This window comes from Rhodococcus sp. 2H158, from assembly GCF_053764755.1.
Window position 1 is genome coordinate 36141 of record NZ_JBSNCE010000036.1, and the last position, 23055, is coordinate 59195.

Sequence of the window (23055 nt, forward strand, 5' to 3'; positions counted from 1 at the left end):
TCGAAAGCGGAGAATCGACGGGTCGTTCAGGCGTAGAGGCGGGCTTCTCGCGTCGAGACCGACCCCGGTCTCGGTCAGCCGAGGGGTTCGACCTCGCCGGGTTGCCACGTCCGGTCGAACCATGCCTGGAGTGGTCCGTAGAGGCGCAGGATCAGGAACCAGGACTTCCCCGGGACCGTCTGGATCCAGTTCGACTCCCGGCCCGCCGGCGATGCGGGTCCGAAGTAGACGTCCACCGAGCCGTCTTCGTTGGCTGCGACCGTCCCGGTGTTGCTGCTGAGCGACGGGTACGGGTTGTCGGTCTGCAGCAGTGAGCGGGACTGGCAGTCGTAGACGCACAACGACCAGAAGTCCTTGACGGGAATGCCGGCGGGCAGGTGCACCCGGTAGGTGCCGCCCCCGTCCAGCCATTCGCCCTCGGCGTCCTCGGCGGTGTAGGCGTACTGCGAGCCCACTCCCACCATCGGGGTCGCCATCGCCGGCGTGACGACGGTGGCGACGTAGTGGAACAGCGTACGGGCATCCAGGAGGCGAACACCGTCGTGCAGGAACTCGGAGCTTCCGCCCACGAAGGCCGTCTTCCACGACGACACGTCCCGGCCGTAGATGTAGGACTGCGGGTCACGTGGCCGGTACGCGAGAGTGCGCGCAATCGCCGCACCGATCGGCGCCGCCTGAGACAGGATTGCGCGCATCCGCTGATCGGGAGCGAACGGCCGGCCCTTGATGATGCCGATCGCCGCCAGCTGACCGGCAAGCTCGGGATCGAGTGCGTCGACGGGTTCTTCCTGGACGATCTGGTCGACCTCTTCGTAGAACGAGAAGTCGTTCGAGTGGACGGTGTTGTACGGCACGCCGTCTGCTTTCACGAACCGCATCTCCGGCGGGTCACCGGCCTGGGCGAGCGGATAGATACGGGTCTGCTCGATGACATCGAGCCCGCCGAGGTTGCGGGCGAACAGGAAGTTGGTGAACGTGCGCGAGCGGTAGGTGAAGTAGCCCTCGGGGACCTCGCCCTGGTAGCCCGGCGGCAAGAACAGGTACTTCCCGCCCTGCCCCTTGTCGGGCCCGGCATTGCCCAGGTCGGCCACGTACCGGAACCAGAAGTCGTCGACCACGTCGAGCGACATCGGCGGGCACTCGATCACCGTCGGCCCGTCGGCCCGTAGGTCGAGCAAAGTGAACCCATAGGTCGTCTCGGTGTTGGCTGTCAGGAGGTAGGGCACCGAATCCATGCGCGGGCACACGGCCATGTCCCGCGACGTGTGGATTCCCAGCGACGGGAACGCGGCACGTGCGGCCGCGAGCGACGCGCCGGGAACCGCGTTCAGGAACACGTCGACGCCGCGCAGCAGGTCGAGACGATCCCAGCACAACGCCATCGTGTCCAGGTCCGGGACACCGTCGTCGAATCGGAATGTCCCCAGGTCCGTCTCGACGACATCAGGGATCCCCACCGCGCGAGGACCCTCGTCGGAAATCCCGCCGGAAGACCGACCCAGCATGATCACTCCTTCCCCGGCCGGCGCTCAGGACCGGATCACCGTGTTGCGCGACTTCTGTCGAAGGTCACGAAAGGAGTAGGCCGGGCAGTTGGTGGCTTCTGCGTCCTCTCTGCAAGATAAGGGCATCACACTGGATCCAGCAAGGCTGCTTCCGTGGACCCGGGGCGGCCAGAGACGTAGGCCCTGAATCGAACGGACAAAGAGCAAGTGCAACTGGGACCTGTGGCCCGTGGCCGAGCGATCCATTGCCTGGGAACCGGCGAAGACGCGGCCGTCCCGATCGGTCGTCAAAAATATCTGCCCAATTGTCTCAAGACACAAAGGAACACATTTGCAGAGCACTGGCGGCGGCGGTATTCGTCGACGGATACCGCAGTCGACGCCGATGGTTACCGGCGGCGGGGCAGCCGCACCACCTGGACGAAGAACTCGTCGATCTGCCGGACCGCCCCGATGAATTGGTCGAGGTCCACCGGCTTGGTGACGTACGCGTTGGCGTGCAGCCGATAGCTGCGCAGGATGTCCTCCTCGGCGGCCGAGGTGGTCAGCACCACGACCGGGATGTCGGACAGGTCCGGGTCGGACTTGATCTTCTCGAGGACCTGGCGCCCGTCGTACTTGGGCAGGTTGAGGTCGAGCAGAATCAGGTCGGGACGCGGCGCTCCGGTGTGCGCGCCGCGCTGGTACAGGAAGTCCAGCGCCTCCTCGCCGTCGCGGACCACGTGCAGCTCGTTGCCGATCTTGTTGTCCTCGAAGGCCTCGCGGGTCATCAGCTCGTCGCCCGGGTCGTCTTCGACCAGTAGGACGTCGATGGGCTCTGCGGGGGTCATGCGGGGGCTCCTTCGAGATCGGTGTCGGCCGGGGCGTGCTCTTCGGGTTCTGCCTCGGGCAGGGCGGGGACGGTGAAGCAGAACCGGGTGCCTCCGGTGTGCTCGGTGTCGATCCAGATCCTGCCACCGTGGTACTCGACGATCTTCTTGCACACCGCCAGGCCGATGCCGGTGCCGGTGTAGACGTCGCGGCCGTGGAGGCGCTGGAAGATGATGAACACCTTCTCGGCGAACTCCTTGTCGATGCCGATGCCGTTGTCCGTGACGCACAGCTGCCAGCGGCCGGCGCCCGCCCGGTCACCGTCGTCCTCACCGTCGATCCGGTCGCACGTGATCCGCACGACGGGTGCGCGGTCGGGGTGGCGGAACTTGATCGCGTTGCCCAGCAGATTCTGCCAGAGCATCGTCAGCAGGGTCGGATCGCCCGTGATCTCGGGGAGCTGCTCGGGCCGCTCGATGCGCGCCTCGGACTCGTCGACGGCGGCGGCGAGGTTGGCCAGTGCCTTGTCCAGCGGCTGATCCAGGTCGACGCGCACGTGGGCGTCGTTGACCCGGCCGACGCGGGAGAACGCCAGCAGGTCGTTGATGAGGACCTGCATGCGCTTGGCGCCGTCGACGGCGAACGCGATGTACTGGGTGCCCCGTTCGTCGAGCTTGTCGCCGTAACGCTTCTCGAGCAGCTGGCAGAAGGAGGCGACCTTGCGAAGCGGCTCCTGCAGGTCGTGCGAGGCGACGTAGGCGAACTGCTCGAGCTCGGCGTTGGAGCGGCGCAGTTCCTCGGCCTGGGCGTCGAGGTCCGCCTTCTGGCTGGCGAGTCGCTGGTGCTGAGTATGGGCGGCCGCGAGCGCGAACACGATGCGTCCGCGCATGGCTTCGACGTCCTGTGCCAGGGCCCGGATGTCCTTCGGGCCCTGGGGCCGGATGTGCTGGTCGAAGTTGCCGTCCGCGACGACGCGCCGCGTCGCCGCGCGCAGGCTGACCAGCGGCATGGCGACGAGGTTGTGCACGAGGATCACCATGAGCAGGCCGGTGAGCAGGAAGCCCGCCACCATCGCCACGAGCACGGAGTTGCGGATCGTCCGGGCGTGGATGAGGTTGTCGTAGCCCTCCGCGCGGGCCTGGACGAGTTCGGCGTTCTGCGCCTCGAAGAGGGTGCGCATGGCGTCGAACGTGGTCCGGCCCCGCTCGATGCTGGCGGGATCCACGGGTGCGGGGACGCCGGGGACGACGCTCGCGACGAGCGGGTCGGCGTAGTCGGCGCGCCACGCCGCCGCCGCCGCTTCGATCTCGTCGACGGCGGCGAGCAGTTCCGGATGGCCGGCGGTGAACTCCCGCATCCGGTCCGCGGCCTCCTGCTCGATCCGCTTGCCCGTCAGGTACGGCTCGAGGAATTCGACGTCGGCGGTGGCGGCGTAGCCGCGGGCGCCGGTCTCCTGATCCAGCAGCGCCGCCTGCAGTCGGTACGCCTCGGCGCGGGCCGGCTGGATCTGGTCGACCAGTTCGTCCGTGATCTGGGCCGTGCGCTGGATGAAATACCCGCCGACCGCCGTGCCGACGACGACGAACACGGCGAGGACCGCGAAGGCGACCTGGAACCAGCTCTGGACCGTCAGCCGCGAGCGCACCCGCTCGACCTTGGGTTCGGGCATCGACGGGTCTCTCATGACTGTTCCGTCACCTTCTCGCTCCAGCGCACGTGTACCACGGCCACGTCGTCGGCGAGTCCTCCGTGACTCTCCGCCAGCGCCTCGGCCCGGTCGATCAGGGTGTCGACGAACGCCTCGGGCGCCAAGTGGCCCTCCTCGCGGGCCAGCCGCAGCAGGCCCTCCTCGCCGAGGCGTTCGCCGCCGTCGCCGATCCGGCCTTCGAACAGCCCGTCGGTGAACATCATGATGCCGCCGCCTGGCGGCAGTTCCAGCTCGTGCACGGGCCACGTCGAGACACCGGGCAGCAGTCCGAGGGCGGGTCCGCCGGGTGCCTCCACCCAGTCCACGCCCCGGGAACTGTGCAGCAGCAGACCCGGATGCCCGGCGCGCATCACCTGCACCCGGCGCCGGTCCGGCGACATGGCGAGGCTGGTGAGGGTGGCGAAGTGCCGTTCGTTCGCCCGTTCGGCGACCATGATCCGCTCGAGTTTCTGCAACTGCGCGACACCGGTGACGCCGGTGACCACGAGGGTGCGCCACGCGATCCGAAGGCTCACCCCGAGTGCCGCCTCGTCGGGACCGTGCCCGCTGACGTCGCCGATGAGCACGTGCACCGTGCCGTCCTCGGTCTGCACGACGTCGTAGAAGTCGCCGCCGAGCAGGGACTGCTCGCGCCCGGGCCGGTAGCGGGCCACGACGTCCACGTCGCCCGTGCCGCGCAGCATCGGCGACGGCAGCAGGCCGCGTTCGAGGCGGGCGTTCTCGCGCGCCTGCAGCCGGCTGGCCTGCAACGCGACGGCGGCATGCTCGGCCTGCTTGCGCTGGATCGCGTAGCGCACGGTCCGGCCGAACATGTCCGGCTCCACCCGGCCCTTGACGAGATAGTCCTGAGCGCCGGCGGTCACCGCCGCCAGCCCCGTCTGCTCCTCGGCGAGACCGGTGAGCACCACGACCGGAACGCCGGCGGCGTACTGCTGCACCCGGGCCAGCGCGTCCATGCCCTGCGCGTCGGGCAGATGCAGGTCCAGCAGGATGCAGTCGGGCAGTCCGCCGGCCAGCTCCGCGCGAGCCGCGGCCATGGTCTGGACCCATTCCAGGCGCATGCCCTGCGCGCTGTCCGCCACCAGTTCCTCGACGATGAGTGCGTCGCCGGCGTCGTCCTCGATCAGGAGGACCGACGGCTCCTCCCGGTTCCAGTCGGTGTCCAGGGCGACCGATGTACCTTTGCTGCTGCTTCCTGGTGGTGCGCCGGCAGGCCCGTGCTGCTCGGAGAACATGGCCCCTGCCCTTCGATCTCGCGTGCCGTGATCCCGGTTCCCTCGCTCCGGACGACAACAGAGGAAGAATACCTATCGTTCACCCGCCCCCCGTCGCCCGCGGCCGACGAACCGGTCACCGGGCATGGCGGCCCTTGTGGGCGACGGGCTCCTGGGCGCCGGGCCGGGCCAGCAGCGCGGCGATGCCGGTGGTGAGCGGGACGGACAGGGCCAGCGCGATGCCGCCCACACACGCCCGCACCACCTCGATGGCGACGGCGTCGCCGGTGAGCACGTCCGAGATGGACCGGCCGGCGACGCTGAAGAGCAGCAGCAGGGGCAGGGCGCCACCGGCGTACGCCAGTACGAGGGTGTAGACGGTGCTGGCGATGTGGTCGCGGCCGACCCGCATCGCGGAGGAGAACACCTTCCGGCGAGAGGCCGTGGGATCGAGCGCCGCCAGCTCGAACGCCGACGCCGCCTGGGTGATGGTCACGTCGTTGAGGACGCCGAGCGAACCGATGATGAAGCCGGCGAGGAGCAGGCCGGTGATGCTGACCTGCTCGAGGTACAGCTGCACGTCGGTGTTCTGTTCCTCGGACAGCCCGGTCAGGTGTGTCATCCAGATCGCGAGGTACGAGAGCAGGGCGGCGAGCAGCATCGACGCGAGGGTGCCCAGCAGGGCCGAGCTGGTGCGCAGATTCACCCCGTGCGCGAGATAGAGCACGGCGTAGAGGATGATCGCGCCGCCGACCAGCGCGACGGGCACGGCGGGTTTGCCGTCGAGCAGCGCGGGGAGCATGAACACCACGAGCACCCCGAACGCGACCAGCAGGCCGATCAGGGCGCGCAGGCCACGCCACCGGGCCACGGCCACGATGACCACGACGAACGCCGTGATGATCAGCGCGAGGGGAAGCCCGCGGGAGTAGTCGTAGAACGAGTACTGGGTGGCGCCGGACGGGTCGACCTGCCGCACCAGCCGGATCTCCTCGCCGACGCGCAGGTCCGGCTGCCCCGGGCCGGGCCCGATCTCGAGCAGGGTGCGGGTGCCCTCGTTGGGGCCCGAATCGATGGTGACGATGCTGCGCTGGCACTGGTAGGCGTCGGTCGCGGGGGGGACGGGGTCGCCGGTGAACGGGCGGCCGGCCGAACTGCTCCCGCACGGGCCGATGTCCTGCTCGACGACGGTGCCGGCCTCGGTGACGACGGCTCCGCCGCCGGTGGTCTGGAACGGGGCCGGGATGTCGACCGCCTGCCCGCTGGGCCACAGCGCGACGGCGCCGGCGAACACGGCGACGCCGATCGCGACGAGGAGTCCGACGACGACCTTCGCGGCGGTGGGTCCGACCGGGATCGGCCCGGAGAAGTGGCCGTGTCCGTGTCCGTGGCCGGGGGGCTCTGCGCGAGTCACCGCATCAGGGTAACGACGAGATCGCGGCGAGGTCGCATCGCGGAAGCCCGGCCGCATCCGGGGGACAAGGGCTGGTGGTGGCGGGGAGCAGGGGGGGTGTCCCCGCCACCTTCGACCTGATCTCGCACAGGGGGGATGGCGATGATCAGGGAGCCCAGCACGCTGAGGTGCCGTAGACAAACGTAATGGTTCTGTCGGCCCCCGGGGTAGTGCCTACAGTGTGTCGGTCCTCACCGGGGTCCGGCCGCACGCTCGTTTCCGGGGGCAGTCGGCGGCTCTGCCTGCGGTGACGCCGTCCGTTCGTCGCAACATATACTTTCGACAACGGTCGGCGTGTCGTGCATCCCGGGCGTGTCGCGCCGACGGTCACTGCTTGTAGCTGGACAGGAAGTTGCCGAAGCGTTCGATGGCCACTGCCAGGTCGCGCGCCCACGGCAGCGTCACGATCCGCAGATGGTCCGGATCCGGCCAGTTGAAGCCGGTGCCCTGCACCATCAGGATCTTCTCCTGCAGCAGCAGGTCCTGGACCAGCTTCTCGTCGTCGTGGATTTCGTACACCTCCGGATCGAGGCGCGGGAAGGCGTACAGGGCGCCGCGCGGCTTGATGCAGCTGACGCCGGGAATCGAGTTCAGGCGCTCCCACGCGACGTCGCGCTGCTCGAGCAGCCGGCCACCGGGCAGGATCAGGTCCTCGATGCTCTGATGCCCGCCGAGCGCCACCTGGATCGCGTGCTGGGCCGGCACGTTGGGGCACAGACGGGTCGAGGCGAGCAGGTCGATGCCCTCGAGGAACCCGCCGGCATGGTCCTTGGGGCCGGTGATCGTCATCCAGCCCGACCGGTACCCGGCGACCCGGTAGGCCTTCGACAGGCCGTTGTAGGTCAGGCACAGCAGGTCGGGCGCGAGGGTGGCCAGGGAGATGTGCTTGGCGTCGTCGTAGAGGATCTTGTCGTAGATCTCGTCGGCGAGCAGCAGCAGCTGGTACTTGCGGGCCAGCTGCACCAGCTGTTCGAGCACCTCGAGCGAGTACACGGCACCCGTCGGGTTGTTCGGGTTGATGACCAACAGGGCCTTGGTCTTCTCCGTGATCTTCGACTCGATGTCCTCGATGTCGGGATTCCAGTCGTTGGACTCGTCGCACAGGTAGTGCACCGGCGTACCGCCGGCCAGGGACGTCATCGCCGTCCACAGCGGGTAGTCCGGCGCCGGGATCAGCACCTCGTCGCCGTCGTCGAGCAGGGCCTGCATCGTCATCGTGATCAGCTCGGAGACGCCGTTGCCGAGATAGACGTCGTTGATGTCGAGCTTCGGGAAGCCCGGCACGAGCTCGTAACGGGTGACGATGGCCCGGCGCGCCGACGCGATGCCCTTCGACTCCGAGTAGCCCTGGGCGTTGGGCAGCGCCGCGATCATGTCCTGCACGATCGTCTCGGGTGCCTCGAACCCGAACGGCGCCGGGTTGCCGATGTTGAGCTTCAGGATGCGGTGCCCCTCCGCCTCGAGCCGCGCGGCGTGCGCGTGCACCGGCCCCCGGATCTCGTACAGCACGTTCTGCAGCTTCGCCGACTGCTCGAGCTTGCGGGTGATGCGGTGATGAAGGTGGCCCTGTTCTCCTGTACTCACGGCGTCCATGGTGCCACCCGGCCGCAACCGGGTTTCAGGCGGATTTCGCCTGCATCGACGCGTCCACCGCGACGATCGGCCCGAAAAGTGCAATCATGACCACTTGTGACCGTTGCGTCGGGGTGACGCGCGGGTGGATTGAGGAGTCGCACGGTATGGCACAGGGAACTGTGAAGTGGTTCAACGCCGAAAAGGGTTTCGGCTTCATCGAGCAGGACGGCGGTGGACCCGACGTGTTCGTCCACTACTCGGAGATTCAGGGCTCCGGCTTCAAGTCGCTGGACGAAGGTGCCCGGGTCGAGTTCGAGATCGGGCAGGGACAGAAGGGCCCGCAGGCCCAGGGGGTCCGTCCCATCTGAGCGGGTCGTCCCGACGGTTCGACGGCGCTGCACCTACGGTGCGGCGCCGTCGCTGTATTCGGACCGGTCACAACTTCGTGGGTGGTTCGTCTCGTTTGTCCTACCATTCGGTAACATCCCGGCGCGTTGCGGACATATGGGATGTAAGAACCGTGATGTTCGGGGGACGGGCGAGACAACCAGGGGGTTGGTGTACATGGTGGGGGACGGGACCGCGGGGGCGCGCTGGAAGGACCGCAAACGGTACCTGTGGCTGTGCGGGCTCGCCGTCCCGCTGAGCCCGTTCGTCGCGTGGCTGCTCGTCGAGTACCTGCACCTCGGGGTCTTCTGGGCGTCCGGTGCGCTGTTGATCGCGGTGATCGTCCCGCTCGTCGACCGGTTCAACGGCGTCGACAAGGCCAACCCGCCGGAAGAGGTCATGCGCGACCTGGAGGAGGACCGGTACTACCGCTGGTGCACCTACCTGTACCTGCCGCTGCAGTACGCGGGCCTCGTCTTCGCCTGCTGGGTGTGGACCGTCGCGCCGATGGGCTGGCCCGAGCGGTTCGCGATGGCCGCCACCGTCGGCGTGGTCGGCGGCGTCGGCATCAACGCCGCGCACGAACTCGGGCACAAGCGCACCGACCTCGAACGCCGGCTCGCCAAGATCGCCCTCGCCCAGTCGGGCTACGGGCACTTCTTCGTCGAACACAACCACGGTCACCATCTGCGGGTCGCCACCCCGGAGGACGCCGCGACGGCGCGGTTCGGCGAGACGTACTGGGAGTTCCTGCCGCGCTCGGTGTTCGGCGGCCTCCGGTCCGGCTGGCGGTACGAACGTGAGCGCCTGGCCCGTCGCGGGCTGCCCTGGTGGAGCCCGCGCAACAACGTCCTGAACGCCTGGGCCCTGACCGTCGTGTTGTACGCCGGGCTGATCGCGGTCTTCGGATGGTCCGTCGCGCCCTGGCTGGTGGTGCAGGCCGTGCTGGCCGTGATGTTCCTCGAGGCCGCCAACTACCTCGAGCACTACGGTCTGCTGCGCGGCACGCGTCCGAACGGCACGTACGAGCGCGTCGCGCCGCGGCACAGCTGGAACAGCGACCACAGCTGCAGCAACCTGTTCCTCTACCACCTGCAGCGGCACAGCGACCACCACGCCAATCCGCTGCGGCGCTACCAGACGCTGCGCACGATGGAGGAGGCGCCGCAGCTGCCCGCCGGCTACGCCGTCATGATCCTGCTGTCGTTCGTTCCGCCGTTGTGGCGCAAGGTGATGGACCCGCGCCTGCTCGACCACTACGACGGTGACGTCTCGCGCGTGAACCTCGATCCCAAACGCCGCGAGGAGCTGCTCGCCCGGCACGGCTGACACCCGCGTGTTCGCACCCGGTGGGGCAGTCGAATCCGGTTGTCGGGACGCGGCTTCGGGTGCACGCTCGGCTGTCCACAACCAGGCGGTTCGTCCACAGCGTTCCGACGATCGGAGCTGTCGGCGGCCGGCGGGGCGATCGCGACGGGCCGTCGCGGTGACCACGGCCGCGGCCGTGCTGGATCGGCCGAACCGATCCGGGCGCCGTGGACCTTGCCGGACTCCATACCCTGGCCCGCTGCGAACACACCGCACCGTCGGAGATTGCGCGGCGACTCGGCATGCGTACACCGCGCGAAGCCGCCCGTGCCGGCCAACTGAGCGAGTCCCAGCAACGGCAACCGACATCGATCGCAGGTTGTCCTCAGATTGTGTCGATACCCAGCAAGTGTTCGATGCCGCGGAGATCGCCGATGTTGCGGGTGACGAGTCTGGCGTTGTTCGCGTGTGCGGTGGCGGCGATCATCAGATCGAGGGCTCTGGGCTGGGGTTTACGGCCGTACGCTCGCACGGCTGCGGCCAGCTGCCCGTAACTTCGAGCGACACCTGCGTCGACGGGTAGGGGTTCGAATGTGCGTTCCACGGCGATCAGCCGCTGCAACCGCTGCGCTCGCTGTTCCGCGGTGGTCGCGACCAGGAGTCCGAAGTGTAGTTCCGCCAGGCTCACGGCACTGATCGCGACCTCCCCATCGATGGGCGGGACATCGTTCGCGATCAGGATGCTCGTATCGAGTACCGTTCTCACCGGGGAGCCCAGGGGTCCGCGATCGGGTCGTCGATCAGGTTGCGGTCGGCCTCCCACGTCGGATCCGTGTCCGTCCGAAAGACGTCGGCGACCTCGTCGAAGGCGCGCCACGTCTTCCGCCCGGCCGGGCCGAGGATCGCGCTCGGCCGGCCGGCGACCGTGATCAGCATCGTCTCCCCAGCTTCGGCACGTTTGACGTAGTCACTGGCATGCTGGCGCAGTTCCTTCAACCCCAGACTCTCCATACCCGATGGTAGCACTAATGCTACTTCGGATTGTTGGGCTATGAGCGGAAAACCATGCGGACTGGCGGTTGTTCTTGTGGCAGTGCAGGCGTTCGGCGGCGGTGAAACCTCGTCCTGTCTCGAGGAAGACCTCGAGGGGGATGTCTGCTCCGGGAAACGGCGACGCCCCCCACCCGAGCGGGTGAGGGGCGTCGCCGTGGGTGCTACCCGCGCCGGCCGGGGGCCTTGGCGCCGGACCTGAAGCCCAGCGCTCCCGGCTTGGCCTGCGGCGGGGCCGGTGCCTCGGCGCCGTTGGTCGACGAGGCCTCCGTGCCGTTGGTCGACGGCGCCTCGGGTGCCGGTGCCTTCTCCGGCGGTGCATCCGGATCGGGCGCCTCACCCGGGGGTGCGTGCGCCGGTTCCGGTGCCTCCGCGGGGGCCTCGGGCTTCTCCGCCGGAGGCTCGGGCTTCTCCGCCGGAGGCTTCGGCGCGGCGGCCTTGCGGGCGCCGGGAGCCTTCGCTCCGCCCTTGAATGCCAGGCCGCCCGGCTTCGCCTTCGGCGGCTCGGGAGCCGCCGGAGCCTCCGGGGCGGGTGCCTCGGCGGCCGGTGCCGTGACGGCCGGTGCCTCGGCAACCGGTGCCGTCGCGGGGGCCTCCGTGGCAGGTGCCGGAGCGGCCGGAGCCGTCTTCTTGGCGCCCGGGGCCTTGAGCCCGCCCTTCATCTGCAGTCCGCCCGGCTTGGCCTTCGGAACCGAGGGCGTGGCGGGTGCCTCGGCGGCCGGTGCCGTGGCGGGTGCCTCCGTGGCCGGTGCCTCGGCGGCCGGTGCGGCCGCGGCCGGAGCCGTCTTCTTGGCGCCCGGGGCCTTGAGCCCGCCCTTCATCTGCAGTCCGCCCGGCTTGGCCTTCGGGGCCGCCGGTGCCTCGGCCGGAGCGGATTCGGCAGCGGGAGCGGCGGCAGCCGGGGCGGCCTTTTTAGCGCCCGGGGCCTTCAGGCCGCCCTTCATCTGCAGTCCGCCCGGCTTGGCGGCCGGGGCAGCGGGAGCCTCCGCTGCGGCACCGTCGCCGGCTGCGGGAGCCTTCGCGCCCGGAGCCTTCAGGCCGCCCTTCATCTGCAGCCCGCCCGGCTTCGCGCCGGGAGCCTTGGCGGCGCCCTTCATCTGCAGGCCGCCGGCCGGGGCCGTCTTGGGGGCCGCCGGGATCGCGGCCGCCTCCTCGATCTCCTCGACGCGCTCCTTCTCCACCGTCTCGGCGGTCGCCTCCGAGGCCACGGCGGCCTCCTGGGTGCCGGCGGTCGCCACCGGTTCCGCGACGGGCCGCTCACGCGGGATCACCTTGATGTTCTCGCTGAGCGTCGCGGGCTCGAGACGGGTGATGGAGTCGAGCATGAGTTGGGCGACGTCGACGACCTCGACACCCTCGCCTTCGCCCTTCTCCTGACGCGCGGTGACACCGTCGTTGAGCATGACGCGGCAGAACGGGCAGCCGGTGGCGATCTTCGACGGATTCGTCGACAGTGCCTCGTCGACGCGGTCGATGTTGATCCGCTTGCCGATCTTCTCTTCCATCCACATGCGGGCACCACCGGCACCACAGCACATGGACCGTTCGCCGTGCCGCGGCATCTCGGTGAGCTTCGCGCCGGACGCAGCCATCAGCTCACGCGGTGCGTCGTACACCTTGTTGTGGCGGCCGAGGAAGCACGGGTCGTGATAGGTCACGTCCTGGCTCACCGACGCCACCGGCACCAGCTTCTTCTGCCGCACCAGGCGGTTCAGCAGCTGGGTGTGGTGCACGACCTCGTAGTTCCCGCCGACCTGGGGGTACTCGTTGTTGAGCGCGTTGAAGCAGTGCGCGCAGGTGACGACGATCTTGCGCTTGGAGTCCTCGACGCCCTCGAACACCGAGTTCAGGGTCTCGATGTTCTGCATCGCGAGCTGCTGGAACAGGAACTCGTTGCCCGCGCGACGGGCCGAGTCACCGGTGCAGGTCTCCTCGGCACCGAGAACCATGAACTTCACGCCGGCGGTCGCGAGCAGCTCGGCGACGGCCTTCGTGGTCTTCTTGGCCCGGTCCTCGTAGGCGCCGGCGCAGCCGACCCAGAACAGGTACTCGTAGTCGGCGAAGCTGTCCGCGTCCTGGCCGAACACCGGAACGTCGAAGTCCAGCTCGGAGATCCAGTTGAGCCGGTCCTTGGCGTTCTGGCCCCAGGGGTTGCCCTTGTTCTCGAGGTTCTTGAACAGACCCGCGAGCTCGGACGGGAAGTCGGACTCGATGAGCACCTGGTAGCGGCGCATGTCGATGATGTGGTCGACGTGCTCGATGTCCACCGGGCACTGCTCGACGCAGGCGCCGCAGTTGGTGCAGCTCCACAGCGTCTCCGTGTCGATGACGGGCGCGAGCTCGCCCTCGACGGTCTCGCCGACGAGCTTGCGATCGGCCTCGGCCAGGGCTGCGGCCGGGATCTTCCCGAGCTTGGCCTCGTCCGCGTTGCCCTCGGTGTCGACCAGGCCGACCTCGTCGCCGCCGAGGTCCTTGCGGCCACCGGCGAGCAGGTAGGGCGCCTTGGCGTAGCCGTGGTCGCGCAGCGAGGTGATGACCAGCTTGGGCGACAGCGGCTTACCGGTGTTCCAGGCCGGGCACTGCGACTGGCAGCGACCGCACTCGGTGCACGTGGTGAAGTCGAGCCAGCCCTTCCAGGAGAAGTCCTCGATCTGTCCGGCACCGAAGGTGTCGGTGTCCGGATCGGCCGTCTCCATGTCGATGGCCTTGCCCTTCGACGTCATCGGCTTCGCGGCGCCGAGGGCGACGCCACCGTCGTCCTCGCGCTTGAAGTAGATGTTGAAGAACGCGGCGAAGCGGTGCCAGGCGACACCCCATGTGATGTTGCGGCCGACGACGTACAGCCAGATCATGCCGGACATCAGCTTGACGAACGCGAAGATCGACACCATCACGGCGCTCGCCGGCAGCAGCTTGGCGAGGTTCATCGTGAAGAAGTCGGTCCACGGGTTGGCGTGGCCGTAGGTCGCGATCTTGCCGGCCTTGACGAAGATCATGCCGAGGCCCTCGATGAGGACGACGGTCTCGACGAAGTACGCGGCCCGGAAGTCGGAGCCGGCGAAGCGCGAGAGCCGCGCGGGCTTCCGCGGGTGGTTCAGCTGCCGGATGATGATCAGCGCCGTGATTCCGATCACGGTTCCGAGGCCGAGCAGTTCGTCGATCAGGTGATAGACGGCGGTGTTGCCGATCAGCGGCCAGTGGAACGTCGGGTCGAAGGTCTGGCCGTAGGCCTCGAACCAGACGATCGCGCCGAGCATGAAGCCGACCATCACCAGCCAGTGGGCCCAGCCCACGGTGCGGAACTTACTCATCCGGGTGTGTGCGACGAACTCGACGAGCATCTGCTTGAAGCGCGGGAAGAACGGCCGCCACCGATCCGGAGCCGGCTGGCCGATCCGGACGACGTTGACCATCTTCATCGCGCCACCGATGAACGAGTACCAGCACACCAGACTGAGCAGCACGCCGATCGTGCCCAACGTGATCGTCAGGGCATTCATAGGTGGCCTTTCGTGTCGGGGGCGGCAGCGCGCCGCCTGGTATAAGCCCACGCATCCTAACCCGAACTAAGTTACCAGCCGGTAGCTATAGGAAGTTACCGGCCGGTAGTCTAGTCTCGCGGTGCTGCGGCGCGGTGCTGAGCAGAGGTCGACCGCGTGGGGGGCGGCCGAATTGCCGCATCGCGCCGTAGCGTGAGTGTCCGCTCACGTTAAGCGTTAAACCTTTCGACTCATTGAGTCAGGCAAACCTAACGTGCGGTAGCTGGTCACGCTTCGGCATACGTACTCGTGAGTCCGGCAACGGAGTGGCAACGGATTCGGTACATTCCGGACGCGAGGATCCGTGTGATGTCGGTTATGATGCTGCGCGAGATGTGCTTCGCGCACCCGCGATCAGGGCCTACGGTGCGCAGGGGCATATTGGTGTCAGAACTTGGGGGGCGTCCGTCGGGGGCGTGCGCCGAAGTCACAGAACGGAATCGAATGAAGTTCAGGAAGCTCGCCGCCGTCGCGGCGATGACCATCGCTGCCGTCGGCGTCACCGCCGGCACGTCCTACGCCGCACCGGCGGTCACGGCACCGGAGAAGATCAACTACGAGACCAAGGCGGAGGGCGACTCCGTCGTCACCGTCATCGACGCCGGCTCGTTCGCCGTGTCCGGCGACGGCAAGAGCGTCGAGCTGCAGGACGGCGACGGCAACGCGGTCGTGAGCCTGCCGCTGGCCATCCAGCTCGGCGACCTCCAGCTGCCCTTCGAGCGGGAGATCAGCGAGGACGGCAAGACCCTCACCCTGACGCCGGTCGTTGCCGAGGACAAGCTGACGCCGGTTGCGCCCGAGGACAAGGTCGCTCCGGGCCTCAGTCCGGTCAGCCTTAAGCTGAGCGACGTCGCGTCGCCCGAGGAGAACCTCAAGGCTCAGCAGAACTTTGCCTCCCAGCTCGGCATCGCCTCCGCGGTCGGTGGGTTGACGGGCGGCATCATCGGGTGCCTCGTTGCCGGTATTCCTGTCGGACTGCTTACTCTCGCGGTCGGCGCGTTGCCGGCGTGTGCTGCTGGCTTCGGTATTGGTAGTGTCGTCGGCACCATCGCTGCCGGTGGTCCCACCCTGGTTATCGCCGGCATCGGCCTGATCCAGACCCTCACTGCGCCTCCGGGCACCACACAGTGGGCTGAGTAGTCCTAAGAATTCAGCTGCGGCCCCTCGCCATCTCGGCGGGGGGCCGCAGCTGTTTTCCAGGTCTCAGGAGTTGAGCGTGATCAACCGGAAGAGATGCACCACGATCTCGACGGCGTAGCCCACGATATCGACCCCGACCAGCAACAGATCTGTTGACACCGGTCACTCACCTTTTCGTCGAACCGGTCGTCAACGGACGCCGGGATATGCGACGGTCCGGCCGCGGAGCACGCTCCGTGGCCGGACCTCGGGACCCTCAGGATCCTAAACCGGGCGGCTGGTTTCCCGTCGTCTCGCTCGGCGCGACACGCCGCACAGCACGAGGGCCCGCCTCCGGTCGGAGGCGGGCCCTCGTGGAGCTCTCAGGGCGCGACGATCACCAGGTGCGCACGCGCAGCCCGGGGTTCTCGGCGAGGACCGCGGAGATCGGCGTCGCGAACAACTCCGGCGACTCGCCCAGCAGGCCGCTGACCACGCCGGCGATCTCGCACATGCCGTACTGGCCGACGTTGGAGGCGCTGGAGATGCCCAGGGCCAGGGTGCCGGTGACGATCGTGCCGCCGCTGTCGCCCTGCAGGGCGCACAGGTTGGTGGAGAAGCCGTTCTCCAGCACGCGGTGGCCGACCTCGACGGTCTGGCCCGCGGCGGTCACGACACCGCAGCTGTAGCCCGAGCGGACGCCGGACTTGCACGCGGGCGCGCCGACGACGGGCTCGGCGACGCCGGTGATCGGCAGCGGCGCCGCCAGCGGCACCCGCACACCGTTGTTCTCGAACCGGCCCTGGGCCTCGGCGGTGGGCCGGATCACGGCGTAGTCGCGGCCGTCCAGGCTGGTCTTCTCGAAGGTGCCGAGCTGCTGGCCGAGCTCCTCACCGAGCAGCTGGTACACCTTCGACGCGAACTGGGTGCCGGCGGACGGCCGGTTCGGGTCGCAGTGCCCGGCGGTGATGTTGACCGGGCGGTCCGAGCCGTCGACGGCGTTGAAGCCGAGCGAGCAGCGCAGGCCCTCGCCGGCGCCGAGCGCGGCGTAGGCGTCCCCGCCGAACAGGGCCGTCGGGGCGGCGAGGTCGGCGACGGGCCGCAGGTCACCGGCGGCCGGCTCCGGAACGAGCGGCGCGGGCGCGAACAGCACCCGGGCACCCTGCAGGAAGTCGGGCAGCTGAATCCCGGCGACGTTCTCGGTGCGCAGCACGACGTCGTTGTTCACGACGTCGATGGCGACGCCGCGCACCAGGTCGGCGACGGCGGGCGGCTGGGTGGCCAGCCAGTCGTTCAGCGCCTTCAGTTCGTCGCGCAGCTGCGTCTCGGTGCGGTCGGTGTCCTCGACGGTGAATCCGGCGTCCTCGGCGGCCTCGCGGGCCGCGTCGTAACCCTCGCCCTCGGTCAGCCCCACCTTCGGCGTGCCGTCCCGCTCGAGCCACACGCCGGAGAACACGGCAGCGAACTCCTCCCGCGCCGATTCGGCGAAGCGGGCCAGCTCCTGGCTGCGGGCAGCATCCGTCAGGTACCGCTCCGGGCTCATCTGCAGGTCCCGGGCCAGCGCCTCCACGAGTTCGTTCGGCAGCGCCGTCGCCTCGATCGGGGCCGGGTCGGCCTGGGCGATGGCGGCGGCGGGGCCGAGCAGCATGAGCGCTGCCGAACCGTATACCGCTGCTCGACGGGCGAAGGAGCGTCGCATGGATGCCTTCCTCGTTGATCTCCGCGACGGTGCGCGAAGATGCCGGCCCCGGGCGGGCCGGTGCTGGACGGGACGATCATATGGGGTCGGCCGCGCGAACACCCAGCCGCGCGGCGTGGCGCGGGACCGGTCAGGCCGCGGCGCCGGTGCGCACCCGCGCGCCGGTTTCGGCCTCGATGTCCCGGATCGCGATGCCCAGGCTGGACGTGCCACCCTGCGGCGCGAGGACGAGGTTGGCCTCCACGCAATCGGGGGCGCCGGAGCTGTTGGAACCGCTGATTACCCCGAGCGCGAGGGTGCCGGTGACGATGGCGCCGCCGCTGTCGCCGGAGAGGGTGCAGGCGGTGGTCGCGAAGCCGCGGATCGTGGTGCTCGTACCGTCGGCGCGGACCAGCTGGGTCTCGATCCGGTCGGCGGCGACGATGCCGCACGTGAAGTACGACGACTGTCCGGACTTGCACACCGGGGCGCCGGCGACGGGCGCGGCGGTGCCGGTGACGGTCAGCGTCGAGCCGTTGCCGCCGCGGATCACGGGCCGGTTCAGGCCGACGTCCTCGCCCGCCTGGTCGAGGCCGATGATGCCGTAGTCCAGGGTGCTGCCCTCGCCGACGGTCGAGCGGGTGAACGCGCCGATCTTCAGGCTCTCGTCGATGTTCTCCCGGTTGGGCAGGTAGACGGTGGAGCCGCCGTCCTCGCGGGCGACCGCGTCGCAGTGGCCGGCGGTGATGTTGGCGGCCGATCCGTCGGCGTCGACGGCGTTGAAGCCGAACGAGCAGACGCCGATGCGGTCGAGCGGCGTCGAGCGGACGTCACCGTCGGCGGTGATGTAGGTGTCGCCACCGAGCGGGCCGGGCTCGTTCGGCGGCTGGCCCGGGGTGAGCATGACCTGGACGTTGGCGATGAGCGTCGGCAGGTTGAGGGCGCGGCCGGCCGGGCTGTTGGCGATGTCGACGATCAGGCGGTTGTTGAACACGTCGATCGACGTCGAGTTCACCTGGGAGGCCAGTTCGCGGGGCAGCGCGGCGACCCAGCGGTTCAGCTCGGCGAGGGACCGCTCGAGCCCGTCCGCGGACACCGGCGCGACGGTGACGTGGTAGCCGTCGTTCTCGGCCTGCCGGGCGGCGTCGGGGTTGGTGACCGCGACGACGGGCTGACCGTCGGTGCCCAGCCATGCCCCCGCGAAGTCCTCCGGCCGTTCGGCGCGGAAGCTGCGCGCGTAGTCCGCGAGTTCCTGCGCGCGGTCGGATCGCTCGAGGTACTCGTCGGCGCTGATCTTCAGGTCGCGGCTGATGGCCTCGACGAGTTCGGCGGGCAGCTGATCCGTGGGCAGCTGATCGGCCGGGGCGGCGTGGGCGGTCGCAGCGAGCGGCCCGGCCAGCAGCAGTGCCGACGCCGCAGCGACGACGACACGGCGGACGGTGGTACGAGCAGCGGCGCGCGACGCCGACGAGTGACGCATGGGGGCCCTTCGAGAATGGGTTGACGGGTTTCGTGCGCGGTCGTGTCGCGGAAGCGGACACAACCGTGTGACAGCGTACGGGACGGGGAGGGTCACCCTGCCGCCTCGGAACCGGTCGTGTCCGTTGGGTCCGGTTCCGTGGTTTCGGGGGGCGTCGACGTGGACGTCCCGGTCGGCGCGACGGTCGTGGTGGTCGTCGTCCGGGTGGGCCGGTCCCGTTCGCGGGTGGCCTCGCTCGGGGTCGGTTCGACCGTGGTCGACCGCGTGGTGGTGGTGGAGGGGGCCGCCGGTCGGGACGTCGTGGCCCGGGCCGACGTGGTCGGCGGCGCGGCCTCGGCGGCGGTGCCGGGGGCGGGGGTGACCGCCACGAGCCCGGAGTCGACGGTGTCCGGTGCCGCGTCCGGGGCGGTCGTGGTGGTGGTACCGGTGGGGGTGCCGGTGTTCGGGGGCACCTGCACCGCGCTCGACAGCGACTCGTAGGCGGCGCCCGCCTCCCGGACGGGTGTGTCCGCGGGAGCGTCTCGCAGCGAGAACACCAGGGCGCCCATCCCGACGAGCAGCGCGACGGCCGCCGCGACGGCGCCGCCGACGACCAGCCGGTTGTGCGGGGCCCGGTCCGGGCCGCCGGGCACCGCGGCCGCCTCGGTGGCGGTCGCCGCGACAGTGCCGGTCGCCGCGGCGGGGGCGGCGGCCTCGACGGGCGGCTCGACGGGGGCGACGGGGTCGAGCTGGGTGCGCGCCGCGGCGCCGGTGCGGACCGCCGGCATGATCCGGGTGGCGCCGAGCATGTCCGCGGAACCGGCCGCGGCGGCGAGCGCCGCGCCCCGCACCACCGCGTGCTGCGGCTGCGGCGGCAGCACGCACCGCACGCCCATACCGGCCTTTACGGTCTGCGCGACGAGTTGCGCCGCCGACGGGTCCACCGGTTCCTCGGTGCTGATCACGACGGCGTCGAGGTTGCTGACGAGCCAGCCGAACGCGCCGAGCGCGGCCGACAGCTGCGCGGGCACCGACGGGGCGTCCCCTTCGGGGTAACGGAACGAGCGGCCCGCGGCGACACCGGACCGCACGAGCGTCACCGTCGATCCGCCGGCGTCGAGGTGATAGACGGCGACGAGCCGGCCGCTCTGCTGTGCGACCCGGGCCTCGAACCAGGCCGCGACGGCCTCGGCGTCGGAGATCAGGGTGACGTGCCGCAGCCCGACGTAGTCGAGGGCGTTGCGCAGCACCGCCACGGTCGCCAGCGACCATTCGGTGGGATGTGCGGCGGCGACGGTCGCCTCGGCGTCGCCGACCAGGGGTGCGGCGTCGGCGAGCAGGCATTCCATCGCGGTCGCGACGAGGTCCTCCGCGCGGGAGAGGGCGCCGTCCTCGGCGCGCACCCCGGCCGGTTCGCCCACCCGCTCGACGAAGCCGGAGAAGGAGCTGCACTCGTCGGCGGCGCCGGGGTCACGGACGCCGAGCGTTGCCGTGCCGTCGGAGTGCAGGTGCAGACGGGTGAAGCGTTCGACCGGCTCGGGATCGGGACGGATGCCCTCGGCGGAGGTGACGGCCACGGCAGACACGATGGTGCCGACTCTCAGGCCCACGCCTACGGACATGCAGAAATCCCCCCGTTCCCACTGGTTGCCGGTTGCCGAACCTCGGCGCCGTGCCCGAGCGCACGGAGCATCGAGATGAGCTCCGATCGCGAGCCGGCGCCGAGCCGCCGCCGGATGCGCGCGACGTGATGTTCGACAGTCTTCGCGGAAATGTACAGGCGCGACCCTACTTCGCGGTAGGTCAGGCCGGCGACGACGAGATCGGCGACCTCCGCCTCCCGGTCCGACAGGGGACTCGGCGCCGCCGGGGCGTCGGCCGCGGGCGTGGGCGCGGCGGTGCGCGGCGCAGCCGAGGGGTGCCGCACGGTCCGCGCGACCTGGAGCAATGCCGTCGCCGTCGTCGTGTCGTCGACGCGCAGCGCGGCCTCGCCGGCCAGTCGCGCCCCGTCCCACGGCAGGCCGATCGCGGCGAGCGATTCCGCGGCCGCCTGCACCCGCGTGGGGTCGGCATCGCCCTGCAGCACCCGCAGCCAGGCGTGCCCGGCCCGGGCCAGGGCGGCCGCGTAGGCGGTGGTCTCCGCCGCCGCCCCGAGGGCCCGGGCGTGCGGCAGCAGCTCCGCGGGCCGGTCCGCGGCGATGGCCGCCTGCACCCCGTACCAGTGCAGCGTCGCGCCCCACAGCGGCGGTTCGTCGAGGGTCGTCAGGAGATCCTGGGCCTGACCGACCAGGTGGGCGATGCGGTCGGCCTCGCCGAGCCGGACCGCGGCGAGCCACAACTCGCCGAGCGGCAGCAGGCTCAGCAGGTCCACCGAGTACTCGGCCACCACGCCCTGCGCCGCGGTCCAGGCGGCGGTCAGCGCGCCGACGTCGCCGCCGCGGCGGGCCAGGCCCACCCGCAGCCCGTGCAGGAACAGCAGGTCCCGCTGCTCGGTGGCGTGGGGAGCGAGCTCGTCGGCGGCAGCCGTTGCGGCCGGCAGGTCGCCGCCGATCAGCGCCGTCCACGCCGCGAGCAGGCGGTGCCGCACGGAAGGCGCCGCGGTGGCGCGGCCGAGCACGGCGCCGGCGTGGGCGAGTTCGCCGGAGTGCAGGCACAGCAGCGCGGTGATCGCCTCCGGGGTGTCCGGCAGCAGCCGCGTCCGGTCGGCCGCCCCGTGCACCGACAGGGCCCGCGTGAGGGTGTTCATCGCGACGCGCCCGTCGCCGCCGACGGACTCGCGCAGGCCCGCGGCCAGCAGCTGCGCGGCCGCCGCGGACGACGTCGGCGCCGCCGCCTCTGTGCCGAACCGGGCGGCGGTGCCCGGGCGGCCCGCGGCGAGCAGCACCGTCGCCGCGACGGGCGCGTCGGCGCCGGCTCGTTCGGGGCCGAGCCACTCGTACAGATCCGCGCTGCGGCCGAGCATGCCGCGACGCGCGGCGACGGTCGCGGCGATGCGGGTGGCGGCGGCCAGCTCGCCGGCGGGCAGGGCAGCGGCCCGGTCGAGCAGACGGTCGGTGAGCTGTCCGGCGGTGGCGAGGTCGCCGGCGAGCCCGGCGGCCTCGGCGCGGCGCACGTCCAGCGCGTCGGCGTCGGCGCCGGCGCGGATCGCCGCGTCGTACAGCGTGCGGGCCTGCGCGGGCTCGGCCGCGTCGGCGAGCGTCACGAGAAGGGCGGCGAGGCGGGCGTCGGCCACCCCGGCCTCGGCGAGAGCCCGGGCGGCGTCCGCGGTCAGCAGCCCCGCGTCGAGACGCAGCGCCGCCAGCCGGTGCGCGAGCGTGCGGACGGCGTGGGTCCCGAGGACGGTGGCGGGCACCGCGGCGGCCGCGGGGATCGGGACGTCGCCGTCGACGGTGAGCAGGCCGCTGGCCCGCGCGGCGTCGACGAGCTCGCGGGCGCGGTCCGCGTCGACGCCGAGGACGGTGGCGACCTCGAGCGGGTCGAGGGTGCCGCCGAGGCCGGCGAGGACCAGTACCCGGGGCAGGTCGGGGTCCCCGCCGCCGAGGCGGTCGCGAACTCGGGCCGCGGCGGCCCGACGGGGATCGGTGCCGTCGCGCAACGCCGCGAGGGCCGCGTCTACGACGTCGCGGGCACCGCCGGTCAGCCGGTGCACCGCGCGAATCGGTTCCGGACGCGGGGTGAGGCCGAGAGTTGCTGCGCGACCGGCTATTTCGCGCGGGCTGAGGGGGCGCACTTCGATCAGTGCCGAGTGCGCGCCGAACGCGGACAGCAGCGCGCGCAGATCGCCGCGGTGCGGCCGCGGCTCCGTCGCGACGACCACCGGCCGCTCACCGCGCCGCACCTGCTCGGCGAGCGCGAGGACCGATTCGGCGGGCAGGGTGTGCGCGTCGTCGACCACCAGCGCCGCCGGCGCGGGGGAACGCGGATCGGTTCCGACGGTGAGGCCCCGGCCGGCGAGCGTCTGCCGCACCGAGGACAGCAACGCGGACTTGCCGCTGCCGGCGGGACCGGTGAGCAGCAGCCGCGGCGGGGTCGCGGCGACGGCGTGCGCGACGTCGCGCGGCAGGGGGGTGGGCTGCGGCATGGGTCAGTTGCCGAGGAGTCCGCCGACGCCGTCGACGACGCCACCGACGGCACCACCGACCCCGTCGACGACGCCGCCGACCGCGTTGCCGGTGCCGTCGAGGACCGCGCCGGCACCCTGACCGGCACCGCCGAGCGCGTCACCGACCTGCGAGCCGTAGTTCGTGGAC

16 protein-coding genes are annotated in these 23055 nt (G+C 70.6%); 3 read left to right on the top strand and 13 right to left on the bottom strand.

Translation table 11 applies throughout. The annotated features are described in order from the left end of the window. Nucleotides 1–74 precede the first annotated feature (74 nt). From ACWPOB_RS25660 to ACWPOB_RS25685, 6 genes are all read right to left on the bottom strand, one after another. Nucleotides 75–1505, bottom strand: coding sequence for a DUF1254 domain-containing protein (locus ACWPOB_RS25660; protein WP_455402546.1), 1431 nt, complete (start codon nucleotides 1503–1505; stop codon nucleotides 75–77). A gap of 389 nt (nucleotides 1506–1894) precedes the next feature. Next, a complete protein-coding gene (locus ACWPOB_RS25665; protein ID WP_100056882.1) occupies nucleotides 1895–2335 on the bottom strand; it encodes a response regulator in 441 nt (146 codons plus the stop codon). Beyond that, nucleotides 2332–3984 (bottom strand): sensor histidine kinase, encoded by a 1653-nt coding sequence (locus tag ACWPOB_RS25670; protein ID WP_455402559.1) that lies wholly within the window; start codon nucleotides 3982–3984, stop codon nucleotides 2332–2334. The genes ACWPOB_RS25665 and ACWPOB_RS25670 overlap by 4 nt, the downstream gene beginning before the upstream one ends. Before the next feature lie 11 nt (nucleotides 3985–3995). Further along, complete coding sequence (locus ACWPOB_RS25675; protein ID WP_455402547.1) at nucleotides 3996–5258, bottom strand: PP2C family protein-serine/threonine phosphatase; 1263 nt, start codon at nucleotides 5256–5258, stop codon at nucleotides 3996–3998. A 115-nt stretch (nucleotides 5259–5373) separates the two neighbouring features. Continuing rightward, nucleotides 5374–6708, bottom strand: coding sequence for a YibE/F family protein (locus ACWPOB_RS25680; RefSeq protein ID WP_455402548.1), 1335 nt, complete (start codon nucleotides 6706–6708; stop codon nucleotides 5374–5376). A gap of 309 nt (nucleotides 6709–7017) precedes the next feature. Then, nucleotides 7018–8283 (bottom strand): pyridoxal phosphate-dependent aminotransferase, encoded by a 1266-nt coding sequence (locus tag ACWPOB_RS25685; protein ID WP_455402549.1) that lies wholly within the window; start codon nucleotides 8281–8283, stop codon nucleotides 7018–7020. 146 nt (nucleotides 8284–8429) lie between these two features. Between ACWPOB_RS25685 and ACWPOB_RS25690 the strand changes: the two genes are divergently transcribed. Continuing rightward, entirely contained in the window at nucleotides 8430–8633 is a 204-nt protein-coding gene (locus ACWPOB_RS25690; RefSeq protein WP_003938894.1) for a cold-shock protein, read from the top strand. A gap of 196 nt (nucleotides 8634–8829) precedes the next feature. Next, entirely contained in the window at nucleotides 8830–9981 is a 1152-nt protein-coding gene (locus ACWPOB_RS25695) for an alkane 1-monooxygenase (protein ID WP_455402550.1), read from the top strand. A 364-nt stretch (nucleotides 9982–10345) separates the two neighbouring features. On the opposite strand, the gene ACWPOB_RS25700 is transcribed toward ACWPOB_RS25695, so the two are convergent. The 3 genes from ACWPOB_RS25700 to ACWPOB_RS25710 all read right to left on the bottom strand — a co-directional run bounded on the left by ACWPOB_RS25700 (nucleotide 10346) and on the right by ACWPOB_RS25710 (nucleotide 14510). After that, nucleotides 10346–10837, bottom strand: a complete 492-nt coding sequence (locus ACWPOB_RS25700; protein ID WP_455402551.1) for a PIN domain-containing protein — start codon at nucleotides 10835–10837, stop codon at nucleotides 10346–10348. Further along, entirely contained in the window at nucleotides 10723–10971 is a 249-nt protein-coding gene (locus ACWPOB_RS25705; RefSeq protein ID WP_100056881.1) for a type II toxin-antitoxin system Phd/YefM family antitoxin, read from the bottom strand. Before ACWPOB_RS25705 ends, ACWPOB_RS25700 begins: the two co-directional genes overlap by 115 nt. Nucleotides 10972–11174: 203 nt before the next feature. Beyond that, nucleotides 11175–14510: a (Fe-S)-binding protein gene (locus ACWPOB_RS25710; RefSeq protein ID WP_455402552.1), complete on the bottom strand. Its 3336-nt coding sequence runs from the start codon at nucleotides 14508–14510 to the stop codon at nucleotides 11175–11177. A 483-nt stretch (nucleotides 14511–14993) separates the two neighbouring features. On the opposite strand from ACWPOB_RS25710, the gene ACWPOB_RS25715 reads away from it, so the two are divergent. Next, the gene (locus ACWPOB_RS25715; protein WP_455402553.1) at nucleotides 14994–15689 is read left to right on the top strand and encodes an ammonium transporter; all 696 of its coding nucleotides are present in this window, start codon (nucleotides 14994–14996) and stop codon (nucleotides 15687–15689) included. 376 nt (nucleotides 15690–16065) lie between these two features. Here ACWPOB_RS25715 and ACWPOB_RS25720 read toward each other — a convergent pair whose 3' ends face one another. The 4 genes from ACWPOB_RS25720 to ACWPOB_RS25735 form a co-directional block, all read right to left on the bottom strand. Continuing rightward, on the bottom strand, nucleotides 16066–17367 hold the full coding sequence (locus ACWPOB_RS25720; RefSeq protein ID WP_100058150.1) for a S1 family peptidase: 1302 nt from the start codon (nucleotides 17365–17367) through the stop codon (nucleotides 16066–16068). A gap of 130 nt (nucleotides 17368–17497) precedes the next feature. Further along, a complete protein-coding gene (locus ACWPOB_RS25725; RefSeq protein WP_100059097.1) occupies nucleotides 17498–18826 on the bottom strand; it encodes a S1 family peptidase in 1329 nt (442 codons plus the stop codon). A gap of 92 nt (nucleotides 18827–18918) precedes the next feature. Further along, nucleotides 18919–20427 carry a hypothetical protein gene (locus ACWPOB_RS25730; RefSeq protein WP_455402554.1) on the bottom strand — a complete coding sequence of 503 codons (1509 nt, stop codon included), beginning with the start codon at nucleotides 20425–20427 and terminating at the stop codon, nucleotides 18919–18921. Then, nucleotides 20418–22886: a LuxR C-terminal-related transcriptional regulator gene (locus tag ACWPOB_RS25735; RefSeq protein WP_455402555.1), complete on the bottom strand. Its 2469-nt coding sequence runs from the start codon at nucleotides 22884–22886 to the stop codon at nucleotides 20418–20420. Before ACWPOB_RS25735 ends, ACWPOB_RS25730 begins: the two co-directional genes overlap by 10 nt. Between the last annotated feature and the right edge of the window lie 169 nt (nucleotides 22887–23055).

Bases quoted from the DNA above. Each gene is read 5' to 3' on its own strand.
- ACWPOB_RS25660 (WP_455402546.1), bottom strand. From the start codon at position 1,505: ATGCTGGGTCGGTCTTCCGGCGGGATTTCCGACGAGGGTCCTCGCGCG.
- ACWPOB_RS25665 (WP_100056882.1), bottom strand. From the start codon at position 2,335: ATGACCCCCGCAGAGCCCATCGACGTCCTACTGGTCGAAGACGACCCG.
- ACWPOB_RS25670 (WP_455402559.1), bottom strand. From the start codon at position 3,984: ATGCCCGAACCCAAGGTCGAGCGGGTGCGCTCGCGGCTGACGGTCCAG.
- ACWPOB_RS25675 (WP_455402547.1), bottom strand. From the start codon at position 5,258: ATGTTCTCCGAGCAGCACGGGCCTGCCGGCGCACCACCAGGAAGCAGC.
- ACWPOB_RS25680 (WP_455402548.1), bottom strand. From the start codon at position 6,708: ATGCGGCCGGGCTTCCGCGATGCGACCTCGCCGCGATCTCGTCGTTAC.
- ACWPOB_RS25685 (WP_455402549.1), bottom strand. From the start codon at position 8,283: ATGGACGCCGTGAGTACAGGAGAACAGGGCCACCTTCATCACCGCATC.
- ACWPOB_RS25690 (WP_003938894.1), top strand. From the start codon at position 8,430: ATGGCACAGGGAACTGTGAAGTGGTTCAACGCCGAAAAGGGTTTCGGC.
- ACWPOB_RS25695 (WP_455402550.1), top strand. From the start codon at position 8,830: ATGGTGGGGGACGGGACCGCGGGGGCGCGCTGGAAGGACCGCAAACGG.
- ACWPOB_RS25705 (WP_100056881.1), bottom strand. From the start codon at position 10,971: ATGGAGAGTCTGGGGTTGAAGGAACTGCGCCAGCATGCCAGTGACTAC.
- ACWPOB_RS25710 (WP_455402552.1), bottom strand. From the start codon at position 14,510: ATGAATGCCCTGACGATCACGTTGGGCACGATCGGCGTGCTGCTCAGT.
- ACWPOB_RS25715 (WP_455402553.1), top strand. From the start codon at position 14,994: ATGAAGTTCAGGAAGCTCGCCGCCGTCGCGGCGATGACCATCGCTGCC.
- ACWPOB_RS25720 (WP_100058150.1), bottom strand. From the start codon at position 17,367: ATGCGACGCTCCTTCGCCCGTCGAGCAGCGGTATACGGTTCGGCAGCG.
- ACWPOB_RS25725 (WP_100059097.1), bottom strand. From the start codon at position 18,826: ATGCGTCACTCGTCGGCGTCGCGCGCCGCTGCTCGTACCACCGTCCGC.
- ACWPOB_RS25730 (WP_455402554.1), bottom strand. From the start codon at position 20,427: ATGTCCGTAGGCGTGGGCCTGAGAGTCGGCACCATCGTGTCTGCCGTG.
- ACWPOB_RS25735 (WP_455402555.1), bottom strand. From the start codon at position 22,886: ATGCCGCAGCCCACCCCCCTGCCGCGCGACGTCGCGCACGCCGTCGCC.